Origin of the sequence: Robiginitalea marina (assembly GCF_024006985.1) — a bacterium.
Classification (GTDB): Bacteria; Bacteroidota; Bacteroidia; order Flavobacteriales; family Flavobacteriaceae; genus Robiginitalea; species Robiginitalea marina.
This window is the reverse complement of the sequence record NZ_JAMXIB010000002.1, coordinates 153297-178645: the sequence shown is the minus strand read 5'-3', so window position 1 is coordinate 178645 and position 25349 is coordinate 153297. Positions and strand designations below refer to the sequence as shown.

Annotated in this window: 20 protein-coding genes; 8 read left to right on the top strand and 12 right to left on the bottom strand. The window is 57.0% G+C overall.

Annotated features, from left to right (window positions below; all coding sequences use genetic code 11):
* Positions 1-2 precede the first annotated feature (2 nt).
* The 5 genes from NG653_RS03590 to NG653_RS03570 all read right to left on the bottom strand — a co-directional run bounded on the left by NG653_RS03590 (position 3) and on the right by NG653_RS03570 (position 8789).
* Positions 3-1445, bottom strand: a complete 1443-nt coding sequence (locus tag NG653_RS03590) for an efflux transporter outer membrane subunit (protein ID WP_252740298.1) — start codon at positions 1443-1445, stop codon at positions 3-5.
* Positions 1442-4636 (bottom strand): efflux RND transporter permease subunit, encoded by a 3195-nt coding sequence (locus NG653_RS03585; RefSeq protein ID WP_252740297.1) that lies wholly within the window; start codon positions 4634-4636, stop codon positions 1442-1444. The genes NG653_RS03590 and NG653_RS03585 overlap by 4 nt, the downstream gene beginning before the upstream one ends.
* Before the next feature lie 2 nt (positions 4637-4638).
* A complete protein-coding gene (locus tag NG653_RS03580) occupies positions 4639-5805 on the bottom strand; it encodes an efflux RND transporter periplasmic adaptor subunit (protein ID WP_252740296.1) in 1167 nt (388 codons plus the stop codon).
* 163 nt (positions 5806-5968) lie between these two features.
* Positions 5969-7621, bottom strand: a complete 1653-nt coding sequence (locus NG653_RS03575; protein WP_252740295.1) for a DUF885 domain-containing protein — start codon at positions 7619-7621, stop codon at positions 5969-5971.
* Positions 7622-7721: 100 nt separating this feature from the next.
* Positions 7722-8789, bottom strand: a complete 1068-nt coding sequence (locus NG653_RS03570) for a flavin monoamine oxidase family protein (RefSeq protein ID WP_252740294.1) — start codon at positions 8787-8789, stop codon at positions 7722-7724.
* A gap of 331 nt (positions 8790-9120) precedes the next feature.
* Between NG653_RS03570 and katG the strand changes: the two genes are divergently transcribed.
* The gene (gene katG, locus NG653_RS03565) at positions 9121-11358 is read left to right on the top strand and encodes a catalase/peroxidase HPI (RefSeq protein WP_252740293.1); all 2238 of its coding nucleotides are present in this window, start codon (positions 9121-9123) and stop codon (positions 11356-11358) included.
* A gap of 367 nt (positions 11359-11725) precedes the next feature.
* Positions 11726-12259, top strand: coding sequence for a lipid-binding SYLF domain-containing protein (locus NG653_RS03560; RefSeq protein WP_252740292.1), 534 nt, complete (start codon positions 11726-11728; stop codon positions 12257-12259).
* A gap of 93 nt (positions 12260-12352) precedes the next feature.
* On the opposite strand, the gene NG653_RS03555 is transcribed toward NG653_RS03560, so the two are convergent.
* The 4 genes from NG653_RS03555 to NG653_RS03540 are packed head-to-tail and all read right to left on the bottom strand — an operon-like array spanning position 12353 to position 14272.
* Positions 12353-12832 (bottom strand): GNAT family N-acetyltransferase, encoded by a 480-nt coding sequence (locus tag NG653_RS03555; RefSeq protein ID WP_252740291.1) that lies wholly within the window; start codon positions 12830-12832, stop codon positions 12353-12355.
* Positions 12829-13392 carry a hypothetical protein gene (locus tag NG653_RS03550; protein WP_252740290.1) on the bottom strand — a complete coding sequence of 188 codons (564 nt, stop codon included), beginning with the start codon at positions 13390-13392 and terminating at the stop codon, positions 12829-12831. Before NG653_RS03550 ends, NG653_RS03555 begins: the two co-directional genes overlap by 4 nt.
* Complete coding sequence (locus NG653_RS03545; RefSeq protein ID WP_252740289.1) at positions 13373-13549, bottom strand: hypothetical protein; 177 nt, start codon at positions 13547-13549, stop codon at positions 13373-13375. The genes NG653_RS03550 and NG653_RS03545 overlap by 20 nt, the downstream gene beginning before the upstream one ends.
* A gap of 21 nt (positions 13550-13570) precedes the next feature.
* Complete coding sequence (locus NG653_RS03540) at positions 13571-14272, bottom strand: aspartate/glutamate racemase family protein (protein ID WP_252740288.1); 702 nt, start codon at positions 14270-14272, stop codon at positions 13571-13573.
* 207 nt (positions 14273-14479) lie between these two features.
* Here NG653_RS03540 and NG653_RS03535 point away from each other — a divergent pair, with 207 nt between their 5' ends.
* Positions 14480-17758, top strand: coding sequence for a WD40/YVTN/BNR-like repeat-containing protein (locus NG653_RS03535; RefSeq protein ID WP_252740287.1), 3279 nt, complete (start codon positions 14480-14482; stop codon positions 17756-17758).
* 78 nt (positions 17759-17836) lie between these two features.
* On the opposite strand, the gene NG653_RS03530 is transcribed toward NG653_RS03535, so the two are convergent.
* Together NG653_RS03530 and NG653_RS03525 are read right to left on the bottom strand one after the other, a co-directional pair.
* The gene (locus NG653_RS03530; RefSeq protein ID WP_252740286.1) at positions 17837-18748 is read right to left on the bottom strand and encodes a retropepsin-like aspartic protease; all 912 of its coding nucleotides are present in this window, start codon (positions 18746-18748) and stop codon (positions 17837-17839) included.
* Positions 18749-18768: 20 nt separating this feature from the next.
* Positions 18769-21879 (bottom strand): VPS10 domain-containing protein, encoded by a 3111-nt coding sequence (locus NG653_RS03525; RefSeq protein ID WP_252740285.1) that lies wholly within the window; start codon positions 21877-21879, stop codon positions 18769-18771.
* Positions 21880-22191: 312 nt separating this feature from the next.
* Here NG653_RS03525 and NG653_RS03520 point away from each other — a divergent pair, with 312 nt between their 5' ends.
* The 5 genes from NG653_RS03520 to NG653_RS03500 all read left to right on the top strand — a co-directional run bounded on the left by NG653_RS03520 (position 22192) and on the right by NG653_RS03500 (position 24819).
* A complete protein-coding gene (locus tag NG653_RS03520) occupies positions 22192-22773 on the top strand; it encodes a hypothetical protein (RefSeq protein ID WP_252740284.1) in 582 nt (193 codons plus the stop codon).
* Positions 22766-23047: a winged helix-turn-helix domain-containing protein gene (locus NG653_RS03515; RefSeq protein WP_252740283.1), complete on the top strand. Its 282-nt coding sequence runs from the start codon at positions 22766-22768 to the stop codon at positions 23045-23047. Before NG653_RS03520 ends, NG653_RS03515 begins: the two co-directional genes overlap by 8 nt.
* A gap of 213 nt (positions 23048-23260) precedes the next feature.
* Positions 23261-23581 carry a hypothetical protein gene (locus NG653_RS03510; protein ID WP_440480513.1) on the top strand — a complete coding sequence of 107 codons (321 nt, stop codon included), beginning with the start codon at positions 23261-23263 and terminating at the stop codon, positions 23579-23581.
* A 19-nt stretch (positions 23582-23600) separates the two neighbouring features.
* A complete protein-coding gene (locus NG653_RS03505) occupies positions 23601-24143 on the top strand; it encodes a hypothetical protein (protein ID WP_252740282.1) in 543 nt (180 codons plus the stop codon).
* A gap of 139 nt (positions 24144-24282) precedes the next feature.
* Positions 24283-24819: a DinB family protein gene (locus NG653_RS03500; protein WP_252740281.1), complete on the top strand. Its 537-nt coding sequence runs from the start codon at positions 24283-24285 to the stop codon at positions 24817-24819.
* A gap of 18 nt (positions 24820-24837) precedes the next feature.
* Here the strand turns inward: NG653_RS03500 and NG653_RS03495 are convergent, their stop codons facing one another.
* Entirely contained in the window at positions 24838-25311 is a 474-nt protein-coding gene (locus tag NG653_RS03495; protein WP_252740280.1) for a hypothetical protein, read from the bottom strand.
* Between the last annotated feature and the right edge of the window lie 38 nt (positions 25312-25349).

Genomic DNA, 25349 nt, shown 5'->3' with positions numbered 1-25349 from the left:
CCCTATTGTTTTCCAGTGGCTTCTTCCTGTTGCGCTTCCCTTGTCAGCCAACCTCCGCCAAGCGCTTTATAAAGCTTCACGTGTGCCGACAGCAGGTTTGCCCTGAGGCTTTCCAGCAACAGTTCTGCATCGAAAGCCTGCCGCTGCTGCTCCAGGAATTCCAGGTAACTGGTTACCCCCATGTTATAGCGTTCCCGCGAAAGGAACTGGGCCCGCAGGGCGGCCTCTTTCCGGCGTTCCGCAATGTCGATTTCATTTTGGGTGGTGCGTATTTCAGCGAGGACGTCTTCCACTTCCTTCAGGGCGAAGAATATCGTATTCTGATACTGGTAAAGGGCCTGGAAGCGGCGGCTGTCTTCTATCCCCACCTGTCGTTTAAGCTGCCCCCAGTAGAAAAGCGGGCCCGCCAATTGTCCGGACAGCGTCCAGAGGGGGTTTTCGAAACTGAGGTTCCCAAAGCTGTTCGCCGAAATCCCGACCAGGGCGGAGACGCTCAGGCCGGGGAGCCGGTCCCCCTGGGCGGCGCCTACCCGGGCATTCTGGGCAATCAGCTGATATTCGGCTGCGATCACATCGGGCCTGCGCGAAAGCAGGTCCACCGGCCGTGCCAGGGGCAGGTCGATCTCGTAGCGCTGGTCTTTGAGTGGTTTTCCGGTAGCCAGGGGACCGGGATTCTGCCCGAGCAGGATGCTCAGGGTATTCTGCAATTGCACTATCTGCCTTTCGTACTGGGGCACTGCCCCGGCGGCGATGGTATACTGGATGGTAGCCTGGTCCACATCGATTATGGGGACGATGCCCTTGTCGTACCGCAACTGGATCAGCCTGAGCATGCTATCCCTCGAGGTTGCATTGCTTCGGGATATCTCGTATTGCGACTTGGCCCGCAGCAAAGCAAAATAGGTGGTGGCTACCTCGCTGATCAGGGAGAGCATCACCCCCCGGTATCCGTACTCAGAAGCGACCAGGGAAGCCCTGGCAGCTTCGGAACGCCGGCGGAGCCTTCCCCACAGGTCGAGTTCCCAGTTGGCGGATGCCAGCCCCAGGACCTGGTTCTGCGCATCCCCGACGTTGTTGAGCAGGAAGTTTCCCCTCTGGGCTTCTCCGCTGGCATCGAATTTCGGAAGGAGTTCCGCATTCTGGTTTTTCAGGGCAAGGCGCCCCTGCAGCACATTTTCAGCGGCGATAAGGGCATCCCGATTGTTTTCCATGGCCAGCCCAATGAGGCTGTCCAGTACCGGATCGTCAAACAGGGCCCACCACTTCAGGTCGGATGTAGTCAGTTTCAGGCTATCGGTCTTGACGCTGTCCAGTCCCACGCTCCGGGCCGGGTCTTCCTGGCTATAGGAACCCGGTTGGACAAATTCCGTACCCTGGTAATTCTTCCCGATCTTGCAGCTTTGGGAAAGGAGGGCAAGCAGTGCTATGAGCAGTATTCGTTTCATTCCTCCAGTGCGGTTTGTGGGGTTAAGGCCTCCCGTTTTTTCTCATATCCTGCGATTTTTCCCACCAGCAGGAACAGCATGGGGTAGAAAAAGACGCCGAGCAGGGTGGCAATGCTCATCCCTCCCAAAAGCGCCATCCCCATGACCTTCCGGGCTTCTGCCCCGGTACCGGACGCCACCACCAGGGGAAGGACCCCGATAATGAAGGAAAAGGCCGTCATCAGGATGGGGCGGAAGCGCGATTTAGCCGCCGCCATGGCAGCGTCGAATAGGGAAAGCCCCTTTTTGAATTCCTCATTGGCAAATTCCACGATCAGGATGGCGTTCTTGGCCGCCATCCCGATCAGCATCACAAAAGATACCTGGGCGAAGATGTTGTTCTCGAAACTGAGGCTGAAAAACCGCGCGACCCAGAGGAAGAACAGGGCCCCGAAAATTGCAAAAGGGGTGCCGAGCAGGATGGAAAAGGGGAGGCTCCAGCTCTCGTACTGTGCCGCCAGGATGAGGAAGACAAAGACCAGAGAAAAGGTAAGGATTATCCCTAGGGAACCGGAGGCCTTATTTTCCTGGTAAGACATGCCGTTCCAGGCCGTCCCCATATCCGGGGGCAACACTTCGCCGGCGACTTCCTCCAGGGCTGCCATCGCCTGGGCGGAGGTATAGCCCGGGGCTGGCCCGCCCGTCACTTCCGCGGAACGGTACAGGTTAAAACGGTTTGTAAAGTCGGGTCCGGAAATGGGCACTACCCGGGCCACGGTCGAGAGCGGAACCATCTCCCCATCCTTGTTTCGGATAAAGAATTTGTCGATCTGGGACTCATCTGCCCGGTATTCGTTTTCCGCCTGGATGTAGGTGCGGTACAGCCGGCCAAAACGGGTGAAATCATTCACATAGGCCCCCCCCATAAAGGCACCGATAGTGGTATAGAGGTCATTGAGGGAAAGCCCGAGTTTCAGGGCCTTTTCCTTGTCGATATCCATGTAGCGCTGCGGGACATTGCTCTGGAAGGTGGTAAAGGCACTGCCGATTTCCGGTCTCCGGTTCGCTGCCTCTATGAATTTTGCCGCGTTCTGTGCAAGGTATTCCGGGCTGTTGCCGCCCCGGTCCTGCAGCACGATGCTAAACCCGGAACCGCTTCCAAGGCCCGGGAGGGCCGGGGGCCCGAAGGCAAATACCTGGGCGCCTTTGATTTTCATGGCAAATTCCCGGTTTAACCGATTGATCATTTCCTTTGCCGTCGCTTCGCGCTCCCCCCAGTTTTTCAGGGAGGCAAACATAAACCCGTTGTTGGTGGCCATGGCCCCGGAAAGCAGGCTGAACCCGGTGGCATTGGTAAGGTATTCCACTTCAGGGTACTGCAACACGATTTCTTCCACTTGCCGTCCAATCTCGTCGGTACGCTGCAGGGAAGCCGCATTGGGCAACTGCATGTTGATAAAGAGGTACCCCATGTCTTCCTCGGGGATAAAACCACCCGGGACCAGGGTTCCGAAAACCCCTGCCCCAATGGTCAGTACCAGCAGGAAGACCACACCGCGCTTTAGTTTCCCGGTGACGACCCGGGTATAGGACATGTAGCCTTCCGTGGTCTTTCCCATCCACCGGTTAAAACCGCTGAAGAACTTGCCGAGTAAACCCCTGTAGGGTTTAGGTTCCTTAAGTAAAAGGGCGCAAAGGGCCGGGCTCAGGGTCAGGGCGTTCACGGAGGAAACCAGGACGGAAACCACAATAGTAATGGCAAATTGCTGGTACAGGATGCCGGTAATGCCGGCCATTGCTGCCACAGGGATAAATACCGCCACCAGCACAAGGGTGGTGGCCACAATGGGGCCCGAAACTTTTTTCATGGCCTCATTGGTCGCCTCCCGGGCCGTCATGCCTTTTTCGATGTTGACCTGCACGGCTTCCACGACCACGATGGCATCGTCCACCACAATCCCGATGGCCAGGACCAGCCCGAGAAGGGAAAGTACATTGATGGTAAACCCGAGGGCCGGGAAGAAGATAAACGCCCCGATCAGGGAGACGGGGATCGCAAGGGTGGGGATGAGGGTGGCGCGCCAGTCCTGGATGAAAAGGAAGACCACCAAAATTACGAGCAGGAGCGCGACCACCAGGGTGATGACAATATCCCGTATGCCCGCGGTGATGGGCTGGGTGGCATCCAGGGAAACGTCGTACGTCATCCCTTCCGGGAAGGAGGGTTTTATCACCTCCATTTCGGAAATGATATTCTCAGCCAGTTCCACGGCATTGGATCCCGGGGCCTGGTAGATGGCGACGATGGCAGCCGCTTTTGGGTCGGGTTCCCTGTTTTCCCTGTTGATCCCCAACCGCGGGATCATGCTGTAGGTTTCCACCCCGAGTTCCACCCGCGCAATGTCTTTAATCCTCACCTGGGAACCGTCAGGCAGGGTACGCACCACAATCTCCTCAAAGGCCTCCGGGGAATTGAACCGCTCAGGGAGGCGCACCGTGTAGGTGAATTCCGTTCCGGGAGGCGCCGGTTCCGCCCCGAATTTTCCGCCAGGCACGATGACGTTTTGCTCGTTGATGGCACTTGCGATTTCCGGCACGCTTATGCCCAGTAATGAAAGGCGGTCGGGCCGGATCCAGATGCGCATGGAATAATTGGAGGCCCCCATCACGTCTACCCGGCCGATACCCGGGATCCTTGAGAGTTGGTCCTTGATGTTGATCAGGGCATAGTTGCCCAGGAATTCCTGGTTGTTGTGCGACGGGTTGTCCGTGGTCAGGGATACCAGCATTAGAGAGTTTGGCAGCGATTTCTTGGTCGTTACCCCGTTTTTGGTAACGGCTGCCGGGAGCTTCGAAGAAGCGGCTGAAACCCGGTTTTGCGCCAGAACGGTATTCATGTCGGGGTTCGTACCCACCTCGAAGGACACCTGAATGGTCATGCTGCCGTCGTTGGCGTTGGTCGACTTCATGTAGATCATGTTGTCTACCCCGTTCATCTCCTGTTCAATGGGGGCCGCCACGGATTCTTCCACGTTCAGGGCATTGGCTCCCACGTAGGTACCCCTGATTTCCACCACAGGTGGGGTGAGGTTGGGGTACTGCTCAATGGCCAGCCCGACGACGGACACCCCCCCTGCAATCAGGATCACGATGGCAATCACCATGGCCACTATGGGCCTGCGCACAAAGAAATTTCCTTTTTCCACCGACATGCCTAAAGGGGGTTTTTACTTTGGAATTCCGAGGGAACAGGCTGCACCTGCATGCCGCTTCTGACCTTCTGAAGGGCATCGATGACCACTTTATCGCCGGCTGACAGGCCATTTTCAACAATCACCATGTCGCCTATTTTTTGCCCTGTTTCCACCGGGCGGGAAACGACCGTATTAGTGCTGTCCACCACCAGTACCGAATACTGCCCCTGCAATTCGACCAGGCAGCGCTGGGGGATCAGGATGGCGTCTTCGGCAAGGCCAAGTTGCAGGCGGACCAGGGCATAGAGCCCGGGGCGCAACATCCCGTTGGGATTTGGGAAACTCGCCTGGATCAGCAGGGAACCTGTGGAGGCGTTGATCTGGCTGTTCACAAAGTCCACCCTGCCTTTTTCCTCGAAAAGGGACCCGTCCGCCAGGATCAATTGCACATTGGGTTCCATTTTTCCCTCCCGGACTTCCCTTCGGGTTTCTTCCGGAGTGCGATTGGCTGTATAGGCCCTGAAGAGTTCGAGGTATTTCGCCTCGGCAATGGAAAATTGTACCCGGGCCGTATCGATGCGCGAGACGGTATTCAGGATGACCGGGTTCGGGCTCCGGCCGACGTATTCCCCCTCCCGGGCCTGGGTGGCCCCAATGAGCCCGTCAATAGGGGATTTGATGGAACAGTACCCCAGGCGGATGCGCGCCTGTTCCAGGTTGGCCCTTGCGGCGTCTACATTCGCCCTCGCGGCTTCATAGGTGGCCCTTGCGGCATCCAGGTCGCTCTGGCTTACGGCATTCATCGCGGCCAGGGGGACATACCGGTCCAGTTCATTTTTGGAATTGACCATAAGGGTCCTGGCTTCGGTGACCTGGCTTTCCATGGCCGCTACTTCAGCCAGGAAGGGATCGGGGTCAATGGAATAGAGGAGTTGCCCTTTTTTCACCCGGGAGCCCTCTTCGAAGGAAATCTTTTGCAGGAAGCCGTCGACTCTGGCCCGGATGGGGATATCCTGCTGGCCGAAGATTTGCCCGGCCAGGTCGTTGAAGATGGGTACGTCTTTTTGTTGGGCTTCGAAGACCGGGACCTCGGGGGGGGGCATCTGCAGGGCCTGTTCCCGGTCCTTACAGGACCCTAGGAAGAGGAAAGGAAGCAGCGCAAAAGCTGCGATCGAAAGGGATTTCATAATAGGGCGGCTTTAGGGGTCATAGGGGTTTTGAACCGACGTTCCGGGAGAAGGCTCATTTCAAAAATAAAACAATATTTTATTTTTTTTCATTCATTTTTCAAAATTTTCCGGGACCCGCGATTTCCGCAGATCCCGCGTCCAGGAGCACCGTGTTTACGGGTTAACGGCCTTCTGCATTTTTACCTGCCGAACCAAAGGGAGGCTTTCCGGTCAATTCCCATTTCCCCAGCGAAATCGGGATATTGCCCATTCCGTTGAGTTTGTCCAGGAAGTCCCTGACCAGGAAAGGGGTACCCTCCCGTTCCTTCAGGCGGGCATATTCCATAAGGGTTTGTTCCAGTAAATACTTTCCGGTGATGTAGCTGGTGCCATACCCGGGCTGTCGCATGTAGAGGTGCTGTTCAAACCGGAGCAGGTCAGGCTCTGTCTTCATCCATCCCCTGGGGGTGTATTCCGAATGAATGCCTCCGGCCTCCTCCATGGTCATAATATTGGCATGGGCATAAAGGGACCCCAGGCCCCTTGCCGCCCGCTGGGCAATCAGGATGTACACAATCTCCCGAACCCGGGGGTTGTCGTCGTAAAGGCCCGCCTGCATGAACATTTCCTCCACGGCCGTCGCCGTCCCCTCATTCCTGGAATCAAAAATGTTGTAGAGCAGCGGCCCCCGGCGGATGGGGGAAGGGTGGGGCTCCGTATCCATGCGGGCCAGTTCGAACCAATGGTAAAAATGGGAGTAGAGCGGGCGTGGGTCGTAATGCGCGGAGATCCAGAAAAAATTCCGGGTAGCTTCCGGCACGTAGGACCCCAGGTGTGCCCTCAAGGCAGGTTCAAAATATTCCTTTACAGTCACGATCTCCTCCTTTTGCAGGAAATCCAGGAGGCTCATGGCCGAAGCTTCGGCCAGCGCGTCGTAGGCTTCGGGGGAGCCGGCAGCCTCCAGGGGGGGCAGGTGGCGGTTGCGGTGTTCCTCCAGCTTCAAAGACGCCCAGGCTCGGGCCAGTTCGCGTTCCAGCAATTGCACCTCGTCTTCCCAGGTCAGGGGAACGAGGTGGACGTTTTGCAGGTACCAGGTATAATTTTCCTTCCCGATACCCGATGGCCCGGTTTTGGAGGGTGCTTCCGCCTCCAGCCAGCCGGCCAGGGCCTCAGTGGAATTTATGGCACGCCCAATGGCCTCCACCAGTTGGGGGTCTTCCCCCACCCCGGGCAGGGTGAGCATGCCCTCCAGGTCCCGGCTTTGGGTCCGGATATCGCGAATCCCGGCAATCCAGAGCTCCCGGGCATTCCCCCTGAGGTTTTCCATAGCCTGGGCATTCAGGGCAGGGATTACAGCGAGGTCGCCGAGCATCCGCTCCCGCTCCGGCCCGGAAAGTGGGAAGGTATAGGTCCAAAGTTCCGTCGTGCGGTGGTGGGTTGGGCCCTCGTGGGCCGGCACGTCACTTCGCGCCATCCAAAGCGAAACATAAAAAGCAGGGTCGCGCACCCAGGGTTGCAGTACCCGTTCATTGAAGTCATAGCCATTCATCTCGGCCCAGACCAACATCCAGTCCGCTCTTTGCGGAATATCCCACCCGGTGGTGTCTATGGCGTGCAGCCGCGATTTCAGCGTTTCAAACCGGGGCCTGCGTCCCTGCCTCCCGGATGCCGTATAATCGGGGGCCCCATTTAAAAGCGGCGGGGATTCGAAGCTGCGCCAGTCGCTGAACAATGCCGTGAGGTCTGCATAGGTTCCGGGTTCAACAGTGGGTTGGGCCCGGGAAAAAGGACAGAGGAGAAGCAGTATTGCAAAAGGGAAGGTCTTAAGCGTCATCCGGTGGTTTTTTTTTGTCCGTTGGTTTAAAGCGCTGGTTGCGCCAGCCTAAGATACAATTTTGGGGTTTACGGGGCATGATTAACCGGGCAGGGGAGGGTCAGGGCATGAGGAATTCCCGTACCCGGTTAAAGGCAGACCCTGCGCTGGCCACCGCCCCTTCCATGTAGCCGGGGAACTCCGGAGCCGTTTCGGAACCGGCCAGGACTAACCTTCCGCCCAGGCAGGGTTCCCTGAAAAGCGGGTGGCCGTTGTTCTGATGGGGGAGTACCGCCGTGGAATACGGGGCATAGGTGAGCGGTTCCCGGGCCCAGACGGTTTCGAAGTAGGCGGTGAAATCATCGGTCCGGGCCCCGTAATACTTCTTCAGCTGTTTCAATACCATAGCTTTTCGCTCGCCGTACCCCAGGGAGGCATAGCTACCGTCAAGGAATCCCTTGAGGGCAAAGGCATCCCCTTCATAGCGGCTGTGGTCGTACATTTCCGAAACGGGACCCACATTGCTGAACACCGTCCCGCTGCTCGTGGGCTCATCCCAGAAGGGCGCGGGGCACGACAGCCCGAATTTGATGGATTCCCCCATCCAGGTATGGGTCTTTTCCATTACCCCGGCCAGGTCCGCGGGTAATTTCGGGAAGACCTGAATTGTCTGCAAGAACAGGTAGGGGGGCAGGGTGGAAACCACCATCTGCGCTTCCAGGGTCCTTCCCGTGCCGGTTACGCGGAGGCCTGCAGGCAGGGAACGGATGGTTTCCACCCGCTCGCCCAGGAACCGGGTTGCCGGGTCGAGGGCTGCAGCCAGGGCGGCGATGAGGGAATCCGTCCCACCCCGGATGCGATAACTGGGGGCATTGTTGGGGGGCAGGTCCACCAGTTGGGGGGGGCTGGTCGAGATCCACTCGTAGAAGGCTTTTTCGCCCAGCTTTTGGGGAAAGGTTTCGAGCCCCAGCCCTTCCAGCAGCGAACCCAGGCGCGTATGCTGGCTGCCCAGCCAGGTGGCCCCCATTTCTATTGGGGCGCCTCCGGGTTCACGGTGGGTGAGGATCCTTCCCCCCAGGCGCTTTCGTCCTTCCACCAGCACGACCTTCAGGGGCAAATTCCTGAGCAGGTGCTGCAGGGTCAGCCCGGTCAGGCCCCCTCCGATAATAAGCACATCTGTTTGGACCATACCCTTTGAATGCGGGGGTTGGTTCCCCCTTGGTTACCCTTCAAAAGTACGGTTTCCGGCGGGAATACCGCTCTGGCCTGCCCTTTTCGGACCTGAAGTCGTTCCCGCATTCCCGGCCAGGGAAATGACCGGGGCCTGATCATGCCCTTAGTGGGGGAAATGGCTTTTTTCTTCCTGCTAAATTTCGTACCTTCATAGGGGAATTCCCTGCCCGGCCGGGGCCATAAACCGAACCAATCCACCCATAGGTTTTACAAATGGATTTTCCTTTATTAATAAATAAAAAGTATTGTTATTTTGTAGCCACAGACAACATGATAAACGTGAAAAAATGGAAGATATGAAACATTCAGATGCTTCGTCCAACGAAGGTGACATCAGCAAATGCCCGTTCCTCAACGGGGAATTGAAACAAGCTGCCGGAGGCGGCACCACCAACCGTGACTGGTGGCCGAACTCCCTGAACTTAAATATCCTGCGCCAGCATTCCGAGTTGGCCGACCCTATGGATGAGGGGTTTGATTACGCAGAAGAATTCAAGTCCCTCGACTTGAAAGCCGTAAAAAAGGACCTGGCAGACCTTATGACCGACAGCCAGGACTGGTGGCCGGCAGACTATGGCCATTATGGGCCGTTCTTCATCCGGATGGCATGGCACGCTGCCGGGACCTACCGGATCGCCGACGGTCGTGGGGGCGGGGGAACCGGATCCCAGCGCTTTGCTCCGCTTAACAGCTGGCCCGACAACGCAAACCTCGACAAGGCAAGGGTATTGCTGTGGCCCATCAAACAGAAATACGGCAAGAAATTGTCCTGGGCCGATTTACTGATCCTCGCGGGCAACGTGGCCCACGAATCCATGGGCCTTCCCATGTACGGGTTTGCCGGGGGGCGCAAGGATATCTGGCAGCCGGAAGAAGACATTTACTGGGGCTCGGAAGCCGAGTGGCTGGGCAACAAGGACCGGTACAATGAAAAGGGGGAGTTGGAAAAACAAATGGGTGCTGCCCATATGGGGCTGATCTACGTAAACCCGGAGGGGCCCAATGCCAACCCCGACCCCGTCGCTGCTGCCCACGACATCCGCGAGACTTTCGGGCGCATGGCCATGAACGACTACGAAACGGTAGCGCTGATCGCGGGGGGACATACCTTCGGCAAGACCCACGGGGCCGCCAAGGATTCGGAATACCTGGAAGCCGAACCGGCAGGTGCCCCCATAGAAATGCAAAGCCTTGGCTGGAAAAGCCATTTTGGCACGGGTAAAGGTTCCGATACCATTACCAGCGGTTTGGAAGGGGCCTGGACCGATACACCCATCAGGTGGAGCCATAAATACCTTGAAAACCTGTTTGGGTACGAATGGGAGCTGACCAAAAGCCCGGCCGGGGCTTGGCAGTTCCAGCCCAAGGATGGCGCCGGGGCAGGGACCGTACCCGATGCCCATGATCCGTCCAAAAAGCATGCACCCTTTATGCTGGTGACAGACCTGTCGCTTCGTATGGACCCGGCCTATGAGAAAATCTCCCGGCACTTCCTGGAAAACCCCCAGGAATTCAAGGAGGCCTACCAGAAGGCGTGGTTTAAGCTTACCCACCGCGATATGGGGCCAAAATCCCGTTACCTCGGCCCGGAAGTTCCCGGGGAGGACCTTATCTGGCAGGATCCCGTTCCGGCAGTGGACCACGAATTGATCGATGCCGGGGATATTGAAGGACTGAAAAAACGCATATTGGATTCAGGCCTCACCATCCCTCAGCTGGTAGCTGCCGCCTGGGCCTCGGCCTCTACGTTCAGGGGGTCCGATTTCCGGGGAGGCGCTAATGGCGCCCGGGTGCGCCTGGCACCCCAGAACCACTGGGAAGCCAACAACCCGGTACAACTCGGACGGGTGCTCGATACGCTGACTGAGATACAGGAGGCGTTCAACGCCTCCCAATCCGGGGGAAAAAGGGTTTCCCTGGCCGACCTGATTGTGCTGGGCGGATGCGCCGCCGTGGAAAAGGCTGCCAGGCAGGCAGGCCACGAGGTTACGGTACCCTTTACCCCGGGCCGGACCGATGCCACCCAGGAGATGACCGATGAAGAATCCTTCGAGCACCTCGAGCCATTTGCCGATGGCTTCCGGAATTACCTGAAGGCCAAACCTTCTGTAAAGTCGGAGCATTTACTGGTAGACAAGGCGCAGTTGCTGACGCTTACCGCCCCGGAGATGACGGTCCTGGTTGGGGGCATGCGGGCCCTGGATGCCAACTACGACGGTTCCAGGCACGGTGTATTCACCAACCGCCCGGGAACCCTCACCAACGACTTCTTTGTAAACCTCCTCGATATGGGGACCCAGTGGCAGGCCGTGGATGCGGATGAAGAAGTCTTCGAAGGCCGCGACCGCAAAACAGGGGCACTGAAGTGGACCGGTACCCGTACGGACCTCATCTTTGGTTCAAATACGGAACTTCGCGCCCTCGCGGAGGTATACGCCTGTGACGATGCCAAAGGCAAGTTTGTAAAAGACTTTGTGAAGGCCTGGGACAAGGTGATGAACCTCGATCGCTTCGACCTGAAGTAAGTTCAAGGGAATTGTAAGGTGGAAAGGCGGTCTGGCAACGGGCCGCTTTTCTTTTTCCGGGTTTCCCGCCATTGCCCCGGTAGTGCTTCAGCGACTGTGAAGTTTCCAAAATCCGAATACCCGGCGAGCTGAATCCTGTTGTGGCCAGGCCGTGGGGCTGGAATACCACCCGCAGGTGGCGTACAGGGATGTGCATCTGATCCCGGGCGGGATTTTTGGGATGCGGAAGCCCCGGCATTCTTTCATTTAAACGGTATAAATACGGTAAAAACGAATGGGGAAAGGCCGTTTCTTTGCTATCTTTAAGCTACCGGATCTAACCTGCTCTCCATTGTTCATACTATTGTCAAACTCAAAACAAATTCTCATGAAAAAAATTCGAATTTTAGGCCTGTTTTTCCTGTTGGGAAGCCTGGCTATGCCCCTTTCGGCCCAGAGCAAAAAGGATCAAAAAATCATGAAGGATGCCGATAGGGCGGTAAAGACCCTGCTGAATGTGAATTCGGAACTACGGGAATATTTTGACAATTCAGCCGGAGCTGCAGTTTTTCCAAATGTGGGCAAGGGCGGTTTCATCATTGGGGGTGCTTCCGGGAACGGGGTGCTGTACCACGCCGGAAAAAAGGTGGGCATGGCCAGTCTCAAAGCGGTGAGCATCGGGTTTCAGGCAGGGGGGGAAGCCCTGATAGAAGTGATTTTTTTCGAAACCGACCAGGATGTGGAAAAATTCAAAGAAGGGAATTATGAATTCGATGCGGGAGTCTCAGCGACCATGGTGGAGACCGGGGTAAGCGTGGACGCCGAATACAGGGATGGCGTGGCGGTCTTTACGTACGCCAAAAAGGGCTTGATGGCAGAAGTCTCGGTGGGGGGCCAAAAGTTCAACTTCACGCCTTTCTGAGGGGTTTAAATCCCACAGCCGAGGGCAAAGGAAGTAAAATGGGGTGCCAATTCCGTGAGGCTCGCTTCACGGAATTTTTTTTAAGTGCCTGCTTTAAGGCTGCCGACCACTTGCTGGATGGGGGTAATTTCGTTTTTCAAACCGGATTTTCCGCACCCCATGGTCCGTATCGTACTGCCCGACCTCCCGAAAACCAAACTTGCGGTACAGCGCTGTGGCCGGATGGTTTTCCAGCCCGGTTTCCACGGTAATAACGGGCGTCGCATAGCGTTCCAGCACATGGGAGATCAGCGCACTCCCAATCCCTTTTCGAAAAAACTCCGGATGTACCAACAGGCTCTGGATATGGACGGCCTTTTCGCCCGGGACCACCTCCGCCACCCCTGCCAGCCTGTCCTGTTCCTTAAAACCAAAGAATTCGTTTCCACTTTGAAGAAAGCCTTCCAGGGGCCTTTTCAGGGGCGGGAAATCAACCGCTCCCAGCAATTTCGCCTCCACGGCATAGGAAGCCTGGAAGACCTCCCGGATTTCCCCGGCCACGGAAGGGTCCTTATGGTCCAGTTTGCGGATCATGGGCTGGCATCCAGTTCCTCAAGCAGGGACCCGTAGCCCTGGAGCAAATCCGTTTCCTTGATCACTACATCGGTCATGGTCACGGCCAGGAACTGCGCGATTTTCCGAATATCTTCGGGGTCGTCCGAAAAATCCTTGTCGATCAGGCTGGCCATCATGAGGGTACCGAATTCGTTGTACTCGTTCTGGAAGGTATACAGGGAATTCACCGCCTGGATTTTCCCCAGGGGCAGTTCATTGATGATCCCTGTCTGGATGCCGGTCTGGTAGGCGCTGCTGGTAAGTTTCATAATGCGGGTACCCTCGAAGAATCTTGGTTTTCCCTTGATTTTGCCCGCTGCATAGGCCTGGCTGCTGTCTCGCAGCATAAGGTGATATTCCTGCACCATTTCCAGGACATCCCGGTTGCTTGCGATCTCAGACCGCAGGCTTTCAAGGAAGAGACGGGTCTGGCCCTCCCGCTTCCTGGCGTCCGCCCAGTCGGAAACCACGAAGCCCAGGTATACCCCGATCATTACCGGGATGATCTGAAGGACGATTTCACGAAATGTTTTTTTCATGGGCATCGGTTTTAGGTTCGTTTTTTGTGCGGTCTTCCCGGTCATTTGGGTCGGCCAGTCCGGAACCGGGGGGTAACAATTTGTAGAGTAGCCATCCAAAACCCACCAGCAGGTGGAGGACGATCAGGGCCAGTACGATTTTGGTGGTCAGGGTCATTTTACATGGGGTTAGAAGGGGTCAGGGTTCGGAGTTGAGGGCGAGGAACACGGCTTCCTCCGCATGGATCCGGGTGGTATCAAAAAGCGGAAGGTTTGCATCGGCCTGTGAAACCAGCAGGGGTATTTCCGTACACCCCAGGATGATCCCTTCCGCTCCCTGACCCTGAAGGTTGTGGATGATGGATTTGAACGTTTCACGGGAGGTTTTTCGGATAACCCCATGGACCAGTTCCCCGTAAATAATGTCGTGGATTGCCTGGCGTTCGTCGGGACCGGGAATCAGTGTTTTAATTCCGTAATGCGTTTTGAGGACGGATTTGTAAAAATCCTGTTCCATTGTGAATTTGGTGCCGAGCAGCCCTGCGGTCTTCAGGTTCCGGGAAGCGATCCGCTGGCCCGTGGCCTCTGCGATATGCAGCAATGGTAAGGGGGTTGCTGCCCTTATGGCCCCGGCACACAAATGCATGGTATTGGTGCAAAGTACAATGAGGTCCGCCCCGCCCCGGTACAACCGTTTTGCGGCATCTGCCATCAACGCATCCAGGGCGTGCCAGTCCCCGGCGTGCTGCAGGCTTTCAACCTGCGCAAAGTCCACGGAATACATCAGACAACGGCAAGAGGCAAAGCCACCGAGGAGTTCCCGAACCTTTTCATTGGCGATCCGGTAGTATTCCAGGGAAGATTCCCAGCTCATGCCGCCTATGAATCCGATGGTTTTCACTTGCGCTCCAGGTTCTGTGTCCACTGCGGAATCCCTAGCGGCCCCCAGTTTACGTGCACCCCTAAATTAAGACTTTTACGCCATAAATCCCCGGGGGCGATCCCGGGGTATGAATCGCGGACTTTGCGTATATTTATTTTTTTATCGTGGCCCAGGGCTGCCTTTAACGTATCGCTTTTTTCCCTAACCCCTGATAACCAATTACCCATGAATCCCATAAAATCCTTTTTGGCCGTTATACTCATGACCGGCATTGTATTGCTTTCCTCTGATGGTTTCGCCCAGAATGCCGGTGCCGATGCCCTGACTGAGGCAGTCGCCGGCCTGGAATTCAGGAGTATTGGCCCCGCGCTCATGGGCGGGAGGATCGCCGATATTGCCGTAAACCCGCTCAACCCCAATACCTGGTACGTAGCCGTGGGCTCCGGGGGGGTCTGGAAAACCACCAACAGGGGAACCACCTGGGAGCCCGTTTTTGACCAACAGGCTTCCTACTCGATAGGGTGCGTAACCCTGGATCCGCAAAACCCGGAGGTGGTGTGGGTTGGCACCGGCGAAAATGTCAGCGGGCGGCATGTCGGTTGGGGTGACGGGGTATACCGCAGCAATGACGGGGGACGCACCTGGAAAAACATGGGGCTGAAGGACTCCGAACATATTGGCCGGATCCTGGTGGACCCCCGGAACAGCGACGTTATTTTTGTCGCAGCCGAGGGACCCCTTTGGGCCTCCGGCGGACAGCGCGGCCTCTACCGGTCTGGGGATGGCGGGTCCTCCTGGGACCTGGTGCTGGAAATCAATGCCGATACCGGGGTTACCGATGTGGAATTCGACCCCTCCAACCCCGCGGTGCTCTACGCCGCGGCCTACCAGCGCCGGCGGCATGTCTGGTCGCTGATGGGCGGGGGCCCCCATTCGGGGATCTATAAATCCACCGATAACGGGAAGCACTGGAAGAAAGTAGACACCGGGCTACCGAAGGGGGATATGGGAAAGATCGGCCTTGGGGTAACCCCCGCCGACCCCAACCTGGTGTACGCCACTATAGAAGCCGGGGAGGAGGAAAAGGGATTTTACCGGTCCACGGACAAAGGGGAGCGTTGGGAGCGGCGCAATGCCTATATTTCAGGGGGTACGGGCCCGCATTACTACCAGGAAATAGAGGTTTCCCCAACGGATGCGGATCTCGTTTACCAAATGGATGTCTTCCTGCACGTGACCCGGGATGGGGGCAGGACCTTCGATTACCTGGGAACCGGGCGCGAGAAGCACAGCGACAACCACGCCCTCTGGATCGATCCGGCCGACGGACAGCACCTGCTCGCCGGTACGGATGCCGGATTATACGAGTCCTTTGACCAGGGGACGACCTGGAGGCATTTTCCCAACCTGCCGGTTTCCCAGTTTTACAAACTGGGCCTGGACAATGCCAGGCCTTTTTACAATATCGTGGGAGGCGCCCAGGACCTGGGGACCCTGATCGGGCCTTCCCGGACCCGGAATATTGAGGGGGTGCGCAACCAGGACTGGTATGTACCCCTGGGGGCAGACGGCTATGACGCCGCCTTTGATCCTGAAGACCCGAACACGGCCTATATGGAAATCCAGGAGGGGATGCTGCACCGCCTCGACCGGCGCACCGAAGAAGTCCTGAATATACAACCGCAGCCGGGCCCCTCTGATCCCCCGGAACGCTGGAACTGGGACAGCCCGGTGCTGATCAGCCCGCATAATTCCAAACGGCTTTATTTCGGGTCGCAGCGGGTATGGAGGAGCGAGGACCGGGGAAATTCATGGACCCCAATCAGCGGGGACCTGACCACCAACACAAACCGGTATGAGCTCGAAATGGGCGACAGGGTCTGGAGCGTGGACGCGCTTTACGACAACGGGGCCATGTCCAAATATGCCACCCTTACGGCGATTTCAGAATCGCCCCGGGTCGGGGGGTTGCTCTATACGGGTTCGGACGACGGGATGCTTCAGGTAACTGAGGATGGGGGAAGGAACTGGCGAAAAATGGCCGGCCTTCCAAAGGTCCCGGCACGTGCCTTTATAACGGATATAGAAGCTTCCCCCCACGATGACCAGACCGTTTTTGTCTGTGTGGACCTCCATAAACAAGGTGATTTCAAGCCCTACATTTTCATGAGCCCTGACCGGGGGCGCTCCTGGAAATCCATTGCAGGCAACCTGCCCGCCAAAACGATTGTGTGGGTCGTAAAGCAGGACCCCGTCGACCCCAACCTGCTTTTTATCGGCACCGAATACGGGTTGTACTTTTCCGTGGACCGGGGCGGCACCTGGGTTCCCCTGAAAGGCGGGGTACCCACCATCCCGTTCCGGGATCTGGAGTTGCACCCCGGGGACAACGACCTGGTGGGGGCCTCTTTCGGAAGGGGGTTTTACATCCTGGATGACTATTCAGCCCTGAGGGAGATTTCGAAAGTCGTCAAAAGCGGAGCCAATGCGCTCTTTCCGGTGAGGGAGGCCTGGTGGTACATCCCCAGTACCCCTATGCAGGCAAGGGGGATGCCTACCCTGGGCAGTACAGCCTTTGTTGGGGAAAACCCGCCCTTTGGGGCCACTTTTACCTATTACCTGAGCGAAGTCCCCAAAACCGGAAAGGAGATCCGGAAAGCCAGGGAAAAGGAATTAAGGGCACAGAATGCGGACATCCCGTTCCCGGGATGGGACCGGCTGCGGGAAGAACGGCTTGAGGGACCTGCTGTGGCCATGCTGCTGGTCCGGGATGCAGCGGATAACCCCGTAAGGTGGATAGAAGGCCCCGCCACCACAGGCATACACCGCACGAGCTGGGACCTCAGGCATGCCGCCCCTGACCCCGTTTCGCTTTCGCAGCCCGGATTCAAACCCCCGTGGGTGGGAGACCCCCAGGGGCCGCTGGCGGCCCCTGGCCGCTATTCCGTAACGCTTTACCTGCTCGAAGGGGGCAAACTCCACCTCCAGGGAAGCCCGCAGTCCTTTGAAGTAAAACCCCTGCCCGGGGAAGGAACGGATATCGATTTTGTGGCCATTGCCGCCTTCCAGCAGCAGACCAGCGCGCTTTCCAGGAGCATTTCCACTGCCCGCAAAAACCTGCAGGAAGCCGGGGAGCGCCTGCGGTATATCGAGGCCGCCCTGCCCCGGACCACCCGGGTTACGGAAGCCCATTATGAGAAATTGGAGCTTTTGGAGGGCCGGTTGGCCGGCCTGCAGCTGCGCCTGACCGGGGACCCCGTGAAGCAGGGGATGAGCGAGTCGACCGTGCCGTCCATCGCATCGAGGGTGGGGGGGGTGTCGTACGGGCACTGGGACACCCGCCAGCCGCCCACCCAAACCCAAAAGGAGCAGGTCGAACGGGCAGGACAGGAGTTTGAGGCGTTCAGGACGGACCTGAAAGCTTTTTTGTCAGACCTGGACCAATACCAGGCCGACCTCGAAAAGGCAGGGGCACCCTGGACCCCCGGGCAGAAATTCGAGTAGCTTCCGGAGGGTTCCTTTGGACTAGAAGTTGACGAAACTCGGGCAGGCCCTTGTATCGGATGCCCGGATGGAGAAGGCTCAGCGTTTTTCCCGTTGCTGAAAATAAATGCGGTTCTTCCGGTAATCGTAGATCATGTTGAACTCCAGCAGGAGTTCCTGCCCGATCAGCCCGAAGGACTCCCCGCCTGAAGAGGAAGCCAGGGTGACAGGGTCCGTGGGAAGTACCGTCCGGACGTTTTTCCATTCCCCGCCGGCGAAGCTCACCGACCTTATTTTCCCCCTGAGGTTTTTGGTAATGGTCGTATCTGCGGAGAAGCCCCGAACGACCTTCCTCCCTTTTTTGAGCGCGATACCGTCGGCCACAAGGGCATTGGGGAATAAAAACAACGCATCGGGATTTGCGGTATCTAGAGTCATGATATAGCTGAGCTCACCCCCTTCGAGGGAACCCAGGGATGTCTCGATACCGATCTTGTTGTTGTCGATTCTGTAGGACGGCACCAGTGTATAGCCCGAGGTATCCACCCCATCCATCGACGCGTAAATCCCGAGGACCTGCCGGTCGGCGTCGATGGCTATCACATATCGCTCAAAAAGATCGAATCCTATAATGCCGTCGACAGGCCTCCTGAGATAGTTGGCCAGGTGGTCCAGCCCGATGACCTCCAGTGGAATCCCTTCCAGGAAAGCCTCTTCAATTCGCAGGGTATTGTCCGGTGAAGAATCCGACCGGATCTTCCGGCCGCTGGTGCCAATTTGCGAAGTGCCCGCATACGTCAATCCCAGTCCTTCCGCTGCCTTGCGGTTGACTACCGTGACACCCGCACCCGAGTCAAACATGAAATTCAGCGCCCGGGACCCGTTGACGTGCAGCTGAAAAAAAATCAGGTTGTCGGAAAGTTCAAAAGGGACTTGTGCCACCCGCTGTCCTGCAAGGGGGGCCCAGCAGGACAGGAGCAGGGCGAAGAACCATGGTCTAGGGAATCTCAAATCATTTGTTTTATCAGGGTTTATTTAGGTTCCAAAAGGGCGACCCCATGCTGGCGGAGCACCGAATTTATTTCGGGCAGGTCCTTTTTGAGCACTTCCTGCAGGCTCGATTTATGTAGTTCCAGTTCAGTAGAAAGTTCCCGGAATACCTTGCGGGCCCCATCCGTGGGCCGGGCATCCCCGGTTTCCACGCTGCGCCTCAGGGCGGCCAGGCGGTTGTTGAGTTTAATCGGGAAATTGAGGGGGTCCTGGTTCGACTGGTTTTTGACCTGGTAGAGCGCTTCTTCCACGTTGCCGAGCCGGCTGAGGAAGGGTTCCACCGTTTTTTGGTATTCAGCCTCGGGGATCTGGTCCCGGTTCCCCTCAAGGTGCGATTTCATGGCCCGGATGTCGATGACTGCCTGGTTCGCCTCACTGGTTTTCGCCATGATCTGGTTGGCGAGCTCGAACTGCGCCTGCAGGTCTGCCTCGGAAACCCCCTTCAGGTTTGGGTCCATGCGTACGGCGAAGGGATGCGTCTGTACAACTCCGCCGGCCTTTAAACGCACTTTATAGGTTCCGGGAGGTGCCTTGGGGCCCCGCTGGGGCCTAGCACTCCAGATGATCATCCCGTCAAAGGTCGTGGCGCCCGGGTACCTGAGGTCCCAGGTAAACGTGTTGAGCCCTTTGGCTGTGGTTGGCTTTGAAGAACCGCCCCGTTCCCACCAGGGCAGGTCGGGGTCTTTTTCGTACTTCGGCTTGCTGCCCGTAAATGTGCCCACCACCTGGTCCTGCGCATCGAGGATTTCCACGGTGATGGTATCGAGTTCTTCCTTCAGGTAATACTGTATTGAGGCATCGTACACGCCCCGGATGGCGTCGGCCGGCCGGAAGAGTACCGCCTGCTGCCGCCCCATTTCCGGGGTATGCTGCCGCAGGGGCTGAATGTCGTCCAGGATCCAGAAGCCGCGCCCGTGTGAGCCCAGGACCACGTCGTTGTCCTTGACGACCAAATCGCGGATGGGGGTGTCGGGGAGGTTCAGTTGGAGGGACTGCCAAAGTTCCCCGTCATTGATCGAAAAATACACCCCGTGCTCGGTGGCCAGGAAAAGCAGGCCCTGCCTATCCGGATCTTCACGCACGGCCCTGGCAAAGTGCCCGTCGGCGATGCCGTCGATAATTTTGGTCCAGGTTTTTCCGTAATCGTGGGTTTTAAAGACATAAGGCTGGCGGTCGTCTATCTGGTAGCGGTTGGCGGCCAGAAAGAGGGTCCCGGGCCGGTGCCTGGATTCATCGATAATGCTGACGCGAGAAAATTTGGGCAGGTCTTTGGGGGTAATGTCTACCCAGTTCTTTCCGCCATCCCTCGTAATATGTACTTTCCCGTCATCGGACCCCGCCCACATCGTATTGATATCGTGCCAGGAAGGGGCCAGCGCAAACACGGTGGCGTAGATCTCGGGCCCGTTCATGTCCATGGTGATAACCCCCCCGGTTTTTCCCAGTGTTTCGGGGTCGGCATAGGTGAGGTCCGGGCTGATTTTCTCCCACGACTGCCCGTCATCGGTGGTCTTCCAAACGTGCTGGGAACAGGTGTACATCACCCTCGGGTCCTGTGGGGCAAACATGATCGGGAAGGTCCATTGCCAGCGCTCCGGGAGGGCCTCGGCGGGCTCCCCGGAAAAAAACCTCGGATACACCTGGATGTCCCGGATCTGCCCGTTGCTCCGGTCGTACCGGGTGAGCAGCGCCCCCTGGCTTCCGGCGTAGAAGATGTCGGGGTTTTCGGGATGCTGCGTAATCCACCCGCTTTCGCCGCCCCCCACTGCGTAGTACCACCCGTGGTTCGGCCCGCGGGCCTGCATGTGCTCCCACCCGTCGCTCGGCATGGCCAGCGTGCTGTTGTCCTGCTGGGCCCCGGCCACATGGTAGGGGACGTCGCTGGTGGCCATCACGTGGTAGAACTGGGTGGTGACATAGTCCTGTTCGGTCCAGGATTTACCGCCGTTGATGCTGACATTCCCGCCACCGTCGTTGGAATTGATCATCCGCTCCGGGTTCCTGGGGTCGATCCACAGGTCGTGGTTGTCGCCATGGGGCACCTCGATGGTGGTGTCAAAGGTTTTGCCCCCGTCCGTGGATTTATAAAAGCCGGTATTAAGGCAGTAAACGGTTTCCCGGTCGACCGGGTCCGCGTAGATCCTGGAGTAATAAAAGGCACGTTGCCGGAGTTTGCGTTCCCCGTTGGTGCGCTCCCAGGTTTCCCCCCCGTCGTCCGAACGGAAGACCCCGCCTTCATTGGCCTCTACAATGGCCCAGACCCGGTTGGAGTCGGCAGGGGAAACGGTGACCCCGATCTTGCCCACTGGCCCTTCCGGCATCCCCGGGTTCCCCGTCAGGTCGGTCCATGTGGTACCCCCATCGGAGGACTTCCATAGCTTGCTGTCGCCTCCCCCTCCCCACATCTTCCAGGCTTTCCGGTAGACTTCCCATGTGGTTGCATAGAGGACGTTTGGGTTGTTCCGATCGATGATAAGGTCCACCGCCCCGGCTTTTGGGCCTACGTACAGCACTTTTTCCCAGGTTTCCCCACCATTTGTACTCCGGAATACGCCCCGCTCCTCGTTTTCCCCGTAAGGGTGCCCCAGGGCTGCGACATACACAACTTCCGGATTGGTCGGGTGGATGCGGATCCGGGCCACGGCCTGCGTATCTTCAAGGCCGAGGTGTTTCCAGGTTTTCCCCCCATCGGTGCTTTTGTAGACCCCATCGCCCTGGGTGATGCTGCCCCTGAGCTGTACTTCCCCCATGCCGATGTAGACCACGTCGGGATCGGTTTCGGCCACGGCTACGGCGCCCACGGAAGAACTCGTCACCTGCCCGTCGGTGACCGGTTTCCATTCATTGCCCCCGTCCGTGGTCTTCCAAAGGCCTCCCCCGGTTGCGCCGAAATAGTATTCATTCGGCCGGCTGGGGCTCCCGGCGCATCCCAGGGAGCGTCCGCCCCGGTTCGGGCCGATATTCCGCCATTCCAGGCCTTCGTAGAAGCTTTTGTCGATGGGAACCCCGCTTTTGGGGTTTGGCTGTCCCCATCCCGGGAAGGAACCCAGGCACAGGGCAAGGAGGAACAGGAGGGTTGGTGCGTTTTTCATGGAAATGGGCTGATTTGTCGGGTCGGCGGGCCATTGGTGTGCCACCTTTCAGGCCCCGCTACCTTTGTTATTTCGTCTTAAATGTAGGGAAATTGTGAGAATCTGATGGACTCCGGCGCCGGAAGCTTACCCGGTATGGGCCTGGCCAGCGGCTATAGGGATATGCGGCTCTTACGAAAACCCCCTCGCCCAGGTGGGAATCCCCGACATCCGCAGGTACTGGCAGGCGGCAAGCCTGGCCCGATGAAGGGTTGTTGAAGTTTTTTGGATTTTACATATAAATTACTTTATTTTGTAAACTAAACATCGCTTATGAAACCCGAATTCAATGCTCAGGAAAGCCTCAAGGTCATCGACCGCATGATTGCCGAGGCCAGGTATCGGCCATCGAGGGCGGAAGGCACCATCACGATGTTGTGGGGGTACCTGATTATGTTGGGGGCGCTGGGGCACTGGGCCCTGGATGTTTTGGCCCGTTGGGAGTACGCCCCGCTCGCCTGGCTGATCCTCATTCCAGGAATCATCGGGACGATCGCTACGCGGATGAAGTTCAGGACGGAAAAAAGGGTTCGGACGTACGTGCACGATCTTACGGCCCAGGTATGGTTGGCCTTCTCCGTGAGTTTTGTGATTTTATACCTCTTCATGCAACCAACGGCCATTCATTTTTTGCCTGTGGTATTGTTGCTTTATGGAATTTGTATGTGGTTGCAAGGGGCACTGATACGCTTTAAACCTTATAAATACGGGGCTATTTGCTGTTGGGCCGGGGGGGCGGTGGCCTTTTTGCTAACGGTTCAGGATCAATTGCTTGTGCTTGCTCTATCGGTGATTTTGGGGTATATCCTACCGGGACATGTGTTGGCTGCTCAAACGCGTACGGAAAATGACTGAAGACCTGGACCCGCTGATCCATTCCCCTTTGCGGCTTTCCATCATGTCCATTCTAATTGGTTTGAGGGAGGCAGATTTTAAATACTTGCAGGAAAAGACCGGGGCCACCTCCGGGAACCTCAGTGTCCAAATCCACAAACTGGGGGATGCCGGCTATCTGCAGGTGGAAAAATCCTTCAGGAATAATTTTCCCCTGACTACCTGCAGCATTACTGAAAAAGGAATAAATGCCTTCGAGAATTATGTCAAGGCAATTCGAAGGTTTATCGAGTAGGATTTTTTTTGATATATAGTTTATAATATAAATAAGTTTATTTTAATTATGCTAACGGACGCCCTACCCTCGAAGATCCACATAGGAGCAGCGTGTATCACGCTTGTCCTTGCAGCTTTGGTCCTTTTAATGCCCAAAGGGACGCGTTTTCACAAACGGACAGGTTATGTTTTTTCAATGGCCTTGCTGGCATTGAATATCAGTGCTGCATTTTTGTTTAACCTGACCGGCCGGTTCAATTTCTTACATGTCTTTGTTTGGATTTCCCTTGGTTCCCTGATGTACGGAATAGTCCCGGCAATCCGGCGAAAACCCGCCCATTGGCTTAGGATGCACATCAGCGGGATGACCGGGGCTGCCCTGGGGGTGTGGGCTGCCGGGTTTGCAGAACTCACGATACGTCTGCTCCCGTGGTTTCTCACGGCTTCACAAATAATAGTGGCTGCCATTGGAACCGGGGTTTTGTTCTTTTTTATCATTGGGTTCCTGGTTCGACGGTTTCAGAAATCCATTGCACAACACTATAAACGATAACCTTTAAAGCCATGACGCTATGAAAACAACCCGCAATTTTTTTCTTTTGGTACTTTTTTTCCTTGGATTTCAGGCCTCCTTCGCCCAGGAAACCCCTTCCCCCTTCCGGATAGGATTCCACCTCCGCCAATTGGGTGGGGATTTTGGGATGGGGGCACATGCCGATGTTCCCACTGGGGCGAAATGGCCAATCCTGCGCTTTGCCGGTACCTGGCAATGGATGGAGATTCCCGGGGTGCAGACCGGTTTTGAAACCGCTTCGTACGCTACCCTGAGGTTGGGAGCTGCTTCAAAGTCCTTTCAGATCCAGGACCGGATCAGGGCTTATGGGGAAGGGGGCCTGCTGTCTGTGTTCCCTTCCAACGAACTCTCCGGGAAAGACTTTCAACTGGGGGGATATGGCCTCTTTGGTTTTGAGTTCTTTGCATCCCAATACGGGGGGTCGGCCCTTTTTATAGAATTGGGAGCCAGCAGTGCCGGTAACGACCTCGATGCCGAACCCGGAGTCCCATCTTTCGGGGCCGGTTTCTGGGTTGGGGCCGGTTTGCGGCTAGCCCTTTGATTCAGGGCCAGCCCGGGCCTTCCCGGTGTGACGGGACCCCTTTCTATTCCCGTATGCATCCGGGAAATTGCCGCGACCCGGGTCCATGGATCCATCCCGGTTTTGCGTACCTTGTGGCAGCAACCAAAATATTGATGCCATGAAGAACAGGGTTTTATTTGTCCTCTTCCTGCTGCAGGCAACCCTGGTATTCGGCCAGGCAGACCGGGTACCCCAAACCGCGTTTACGCTAATGTACCTCCCCGTTTGGCTTGAGGCCCGGGAACACTGCCTCGAGGTAGCCCGTGCCATGCCCGATTCGCTCTATGCCTACCGGCCCACGCCGGTCAGCAAATCCTTCGGGGAACAGATGGTCCATATCGCCCATACCGTGGAATTGCTTACCAAGCGCTATGTGCAGGGCATGGAAGTGACCCCGAATACGCCGGATGCCTCCAAAATGACCAAAGCGGAAATCCTGGACCTGCTGGAAAAGGGTTTTGACTACACGACACAAGTCATTTATACCATAGGTCAGGACCAGCTCGACCAGACCTGCGTGATGTACCATAGCGGGAATACGGTCAGCCGGGCCTTTGCCTTTTTCTATGTGCAGGACCACATGGCCAACCACCGGTCCAAGGCCAACCTCTACCTTAGGATGAATGGGATCGAACCCCCGGAATACACCTGGTAACCCGGCAGGGCAAAGGGGCTAAGGTTTTTTCCCAGTGGTGCGGTCTTTTGCCTTTTGGGTAAGGGCATAGCCCTCCCGCCGGGTAATCTTCTTGATCTGGTCTACCTGGCGGAACCGCAGGGCGCTCCAGTCTTCGTCTATGGCTACCTGCCGCACGGGTTCCAGGTCGAATTCCGCCATCACCTGCCAGCCGGTGTCGCGGTTGAAGTCGCAGGAATATTTTTTGGAGGATTGTTTGGGGTAACAAAACCAGAACACAGCATCTTCGCCGAGTTTGGGCCCGATGCCTTTGGTCAGGCCCTCCACCTCCTCCGGGGTTTTCCCGAAGGCTATGGCAAAAGCGATAGTGGCCCCGGTTTCATCCAGGCTTCGCAGGATGCGGGCATGGGCCTGCATCTGCTCGAGTTCCCGGCTGAAAGAATCCGGGTAATTCACGGCCAGGATCTCCTCCTGCCCCTTGTAATTCAGCTTTTTTAAAAGTATGTTTTCCACGGTAAAATGGGTTTTGTCCCAGTAAGCCCCTGTCAGGA

Excerpts from the sequence above, each read along its gene's own strand:
- NG653_RS03590 (WP_252740298.1), bottom strand. The coding sequence starts at position 1,445 with ATGAAACGAATACTGCTCATAGCACTGCTTGCCCTCCTTTCCCAAAGC.
- NG653_RS03585 (WP_252740297.1), bottom strand. The coding sequence starts at position 4,636 with ATGTCGGTGGAAAAAGGAAATTTCTTTGTGCGCAGGCCCATAGTGGCC.
- NG653_RS03580 (WP_252740296.1), bottom strand. The coding sequence starts at position 5,805 with ATGAAATCCCTTTCGATCGCAGCTTTTGCGCTGCTTCCTTTCCTCTTC.
- NG653_RS03575 (WP_252740295.1), bottom strand. The coding sequence starts at position 7,621 with ATGACGCTTAAGACCTTCCCTTTTGCAATACTGCTTCTCCTCTGTCCT.
- NG653_RS03570 (WP_252740294.1), bottom strand. The coding sequence starts at position 8,789 with ATGGTCCAAACAGATGTGCTTATTATCGGAGGGGGCCTGACCGGGCTG.
- katG (WP_252740293.1), top strand. The coding sequence starts at position 9,121 with ATGGAAGATATGAAACATTCAGATGCTTCGTCCAACGAAGGTGACATC.
- NG653_RS03560 (WP_252740292.1), top strand. The coding sequence starts at position 11,726 with ATGAAAAAAATTCGAATTTTAGGCCTGTTTTTCCTGTTGGGAAGCCTG.
- NG653_RS03555 (WP_252740291.1), bottom strand. The coding sequence starts at position 12,832 with ATGATCCGCAAACTGGACCATAAGGACCCTTCCGTGGCCGGGGAAATC.
- NG653_RS03550 (WP_252740290.1), bottom strand. The coding sequence starts at position 13,392 with ATGAAAAAAACATTTCGTGAAATCGTCCTTCAGATCATCCCGGTAATG.
- NG653_RS03545 (WP_252740289.1), bottom strand. The coding sequence starts at position 13,549 with ATGACCCTGACCACCAAAATCGTACTGGCCCTGATCGTCCTCCACCTG.
- NG653_RS03535 (WP_252740287.1), top strand. The coding sequence starts at position 14,480 with ATGAATCCCATAAAATCCTTTTTGGCCGTTATACTCATGACCGGCATT.
- NG653_RS03525 (WP_252740285.1), bottom strand. The coding sequence starts at position 21,879 with ATGAAAAACGCACCAACCCTCCTGTTCCTCCTTGCCCTGTGCCTGGGT.
- NG653_RS03520 (WP_252740284.1), top strand. The coding sequence starts at position 22,192 with ATGAAACCCGAATTCAATGCTCAGGAAAGCCTCAAGGTCATCGACCGC.
- NG653_RS03515 (WP_252740283.1), top strand. The coding sequence starts at position 22,766 with ATGACTGAAGACCTGGACCCGCTGATCCATTCCCCTTTGCGGCTTTCC.
- NG653_RS03505 (WP_252740282.1), top strand. The coding sequence starts at position 23,601 with ATGAAAACAACCCGCAATTTTTTTCTTTTGGTACTTTTTTTCCTTGGA.
- NG653_RS03500 (WP_252740281.1), top strand. The coding sequence starts at position 24,283 with ATGAAGAACAGGGTTTTATTTGTCCTCTTCCTGCTGCAGGCAACCCTG.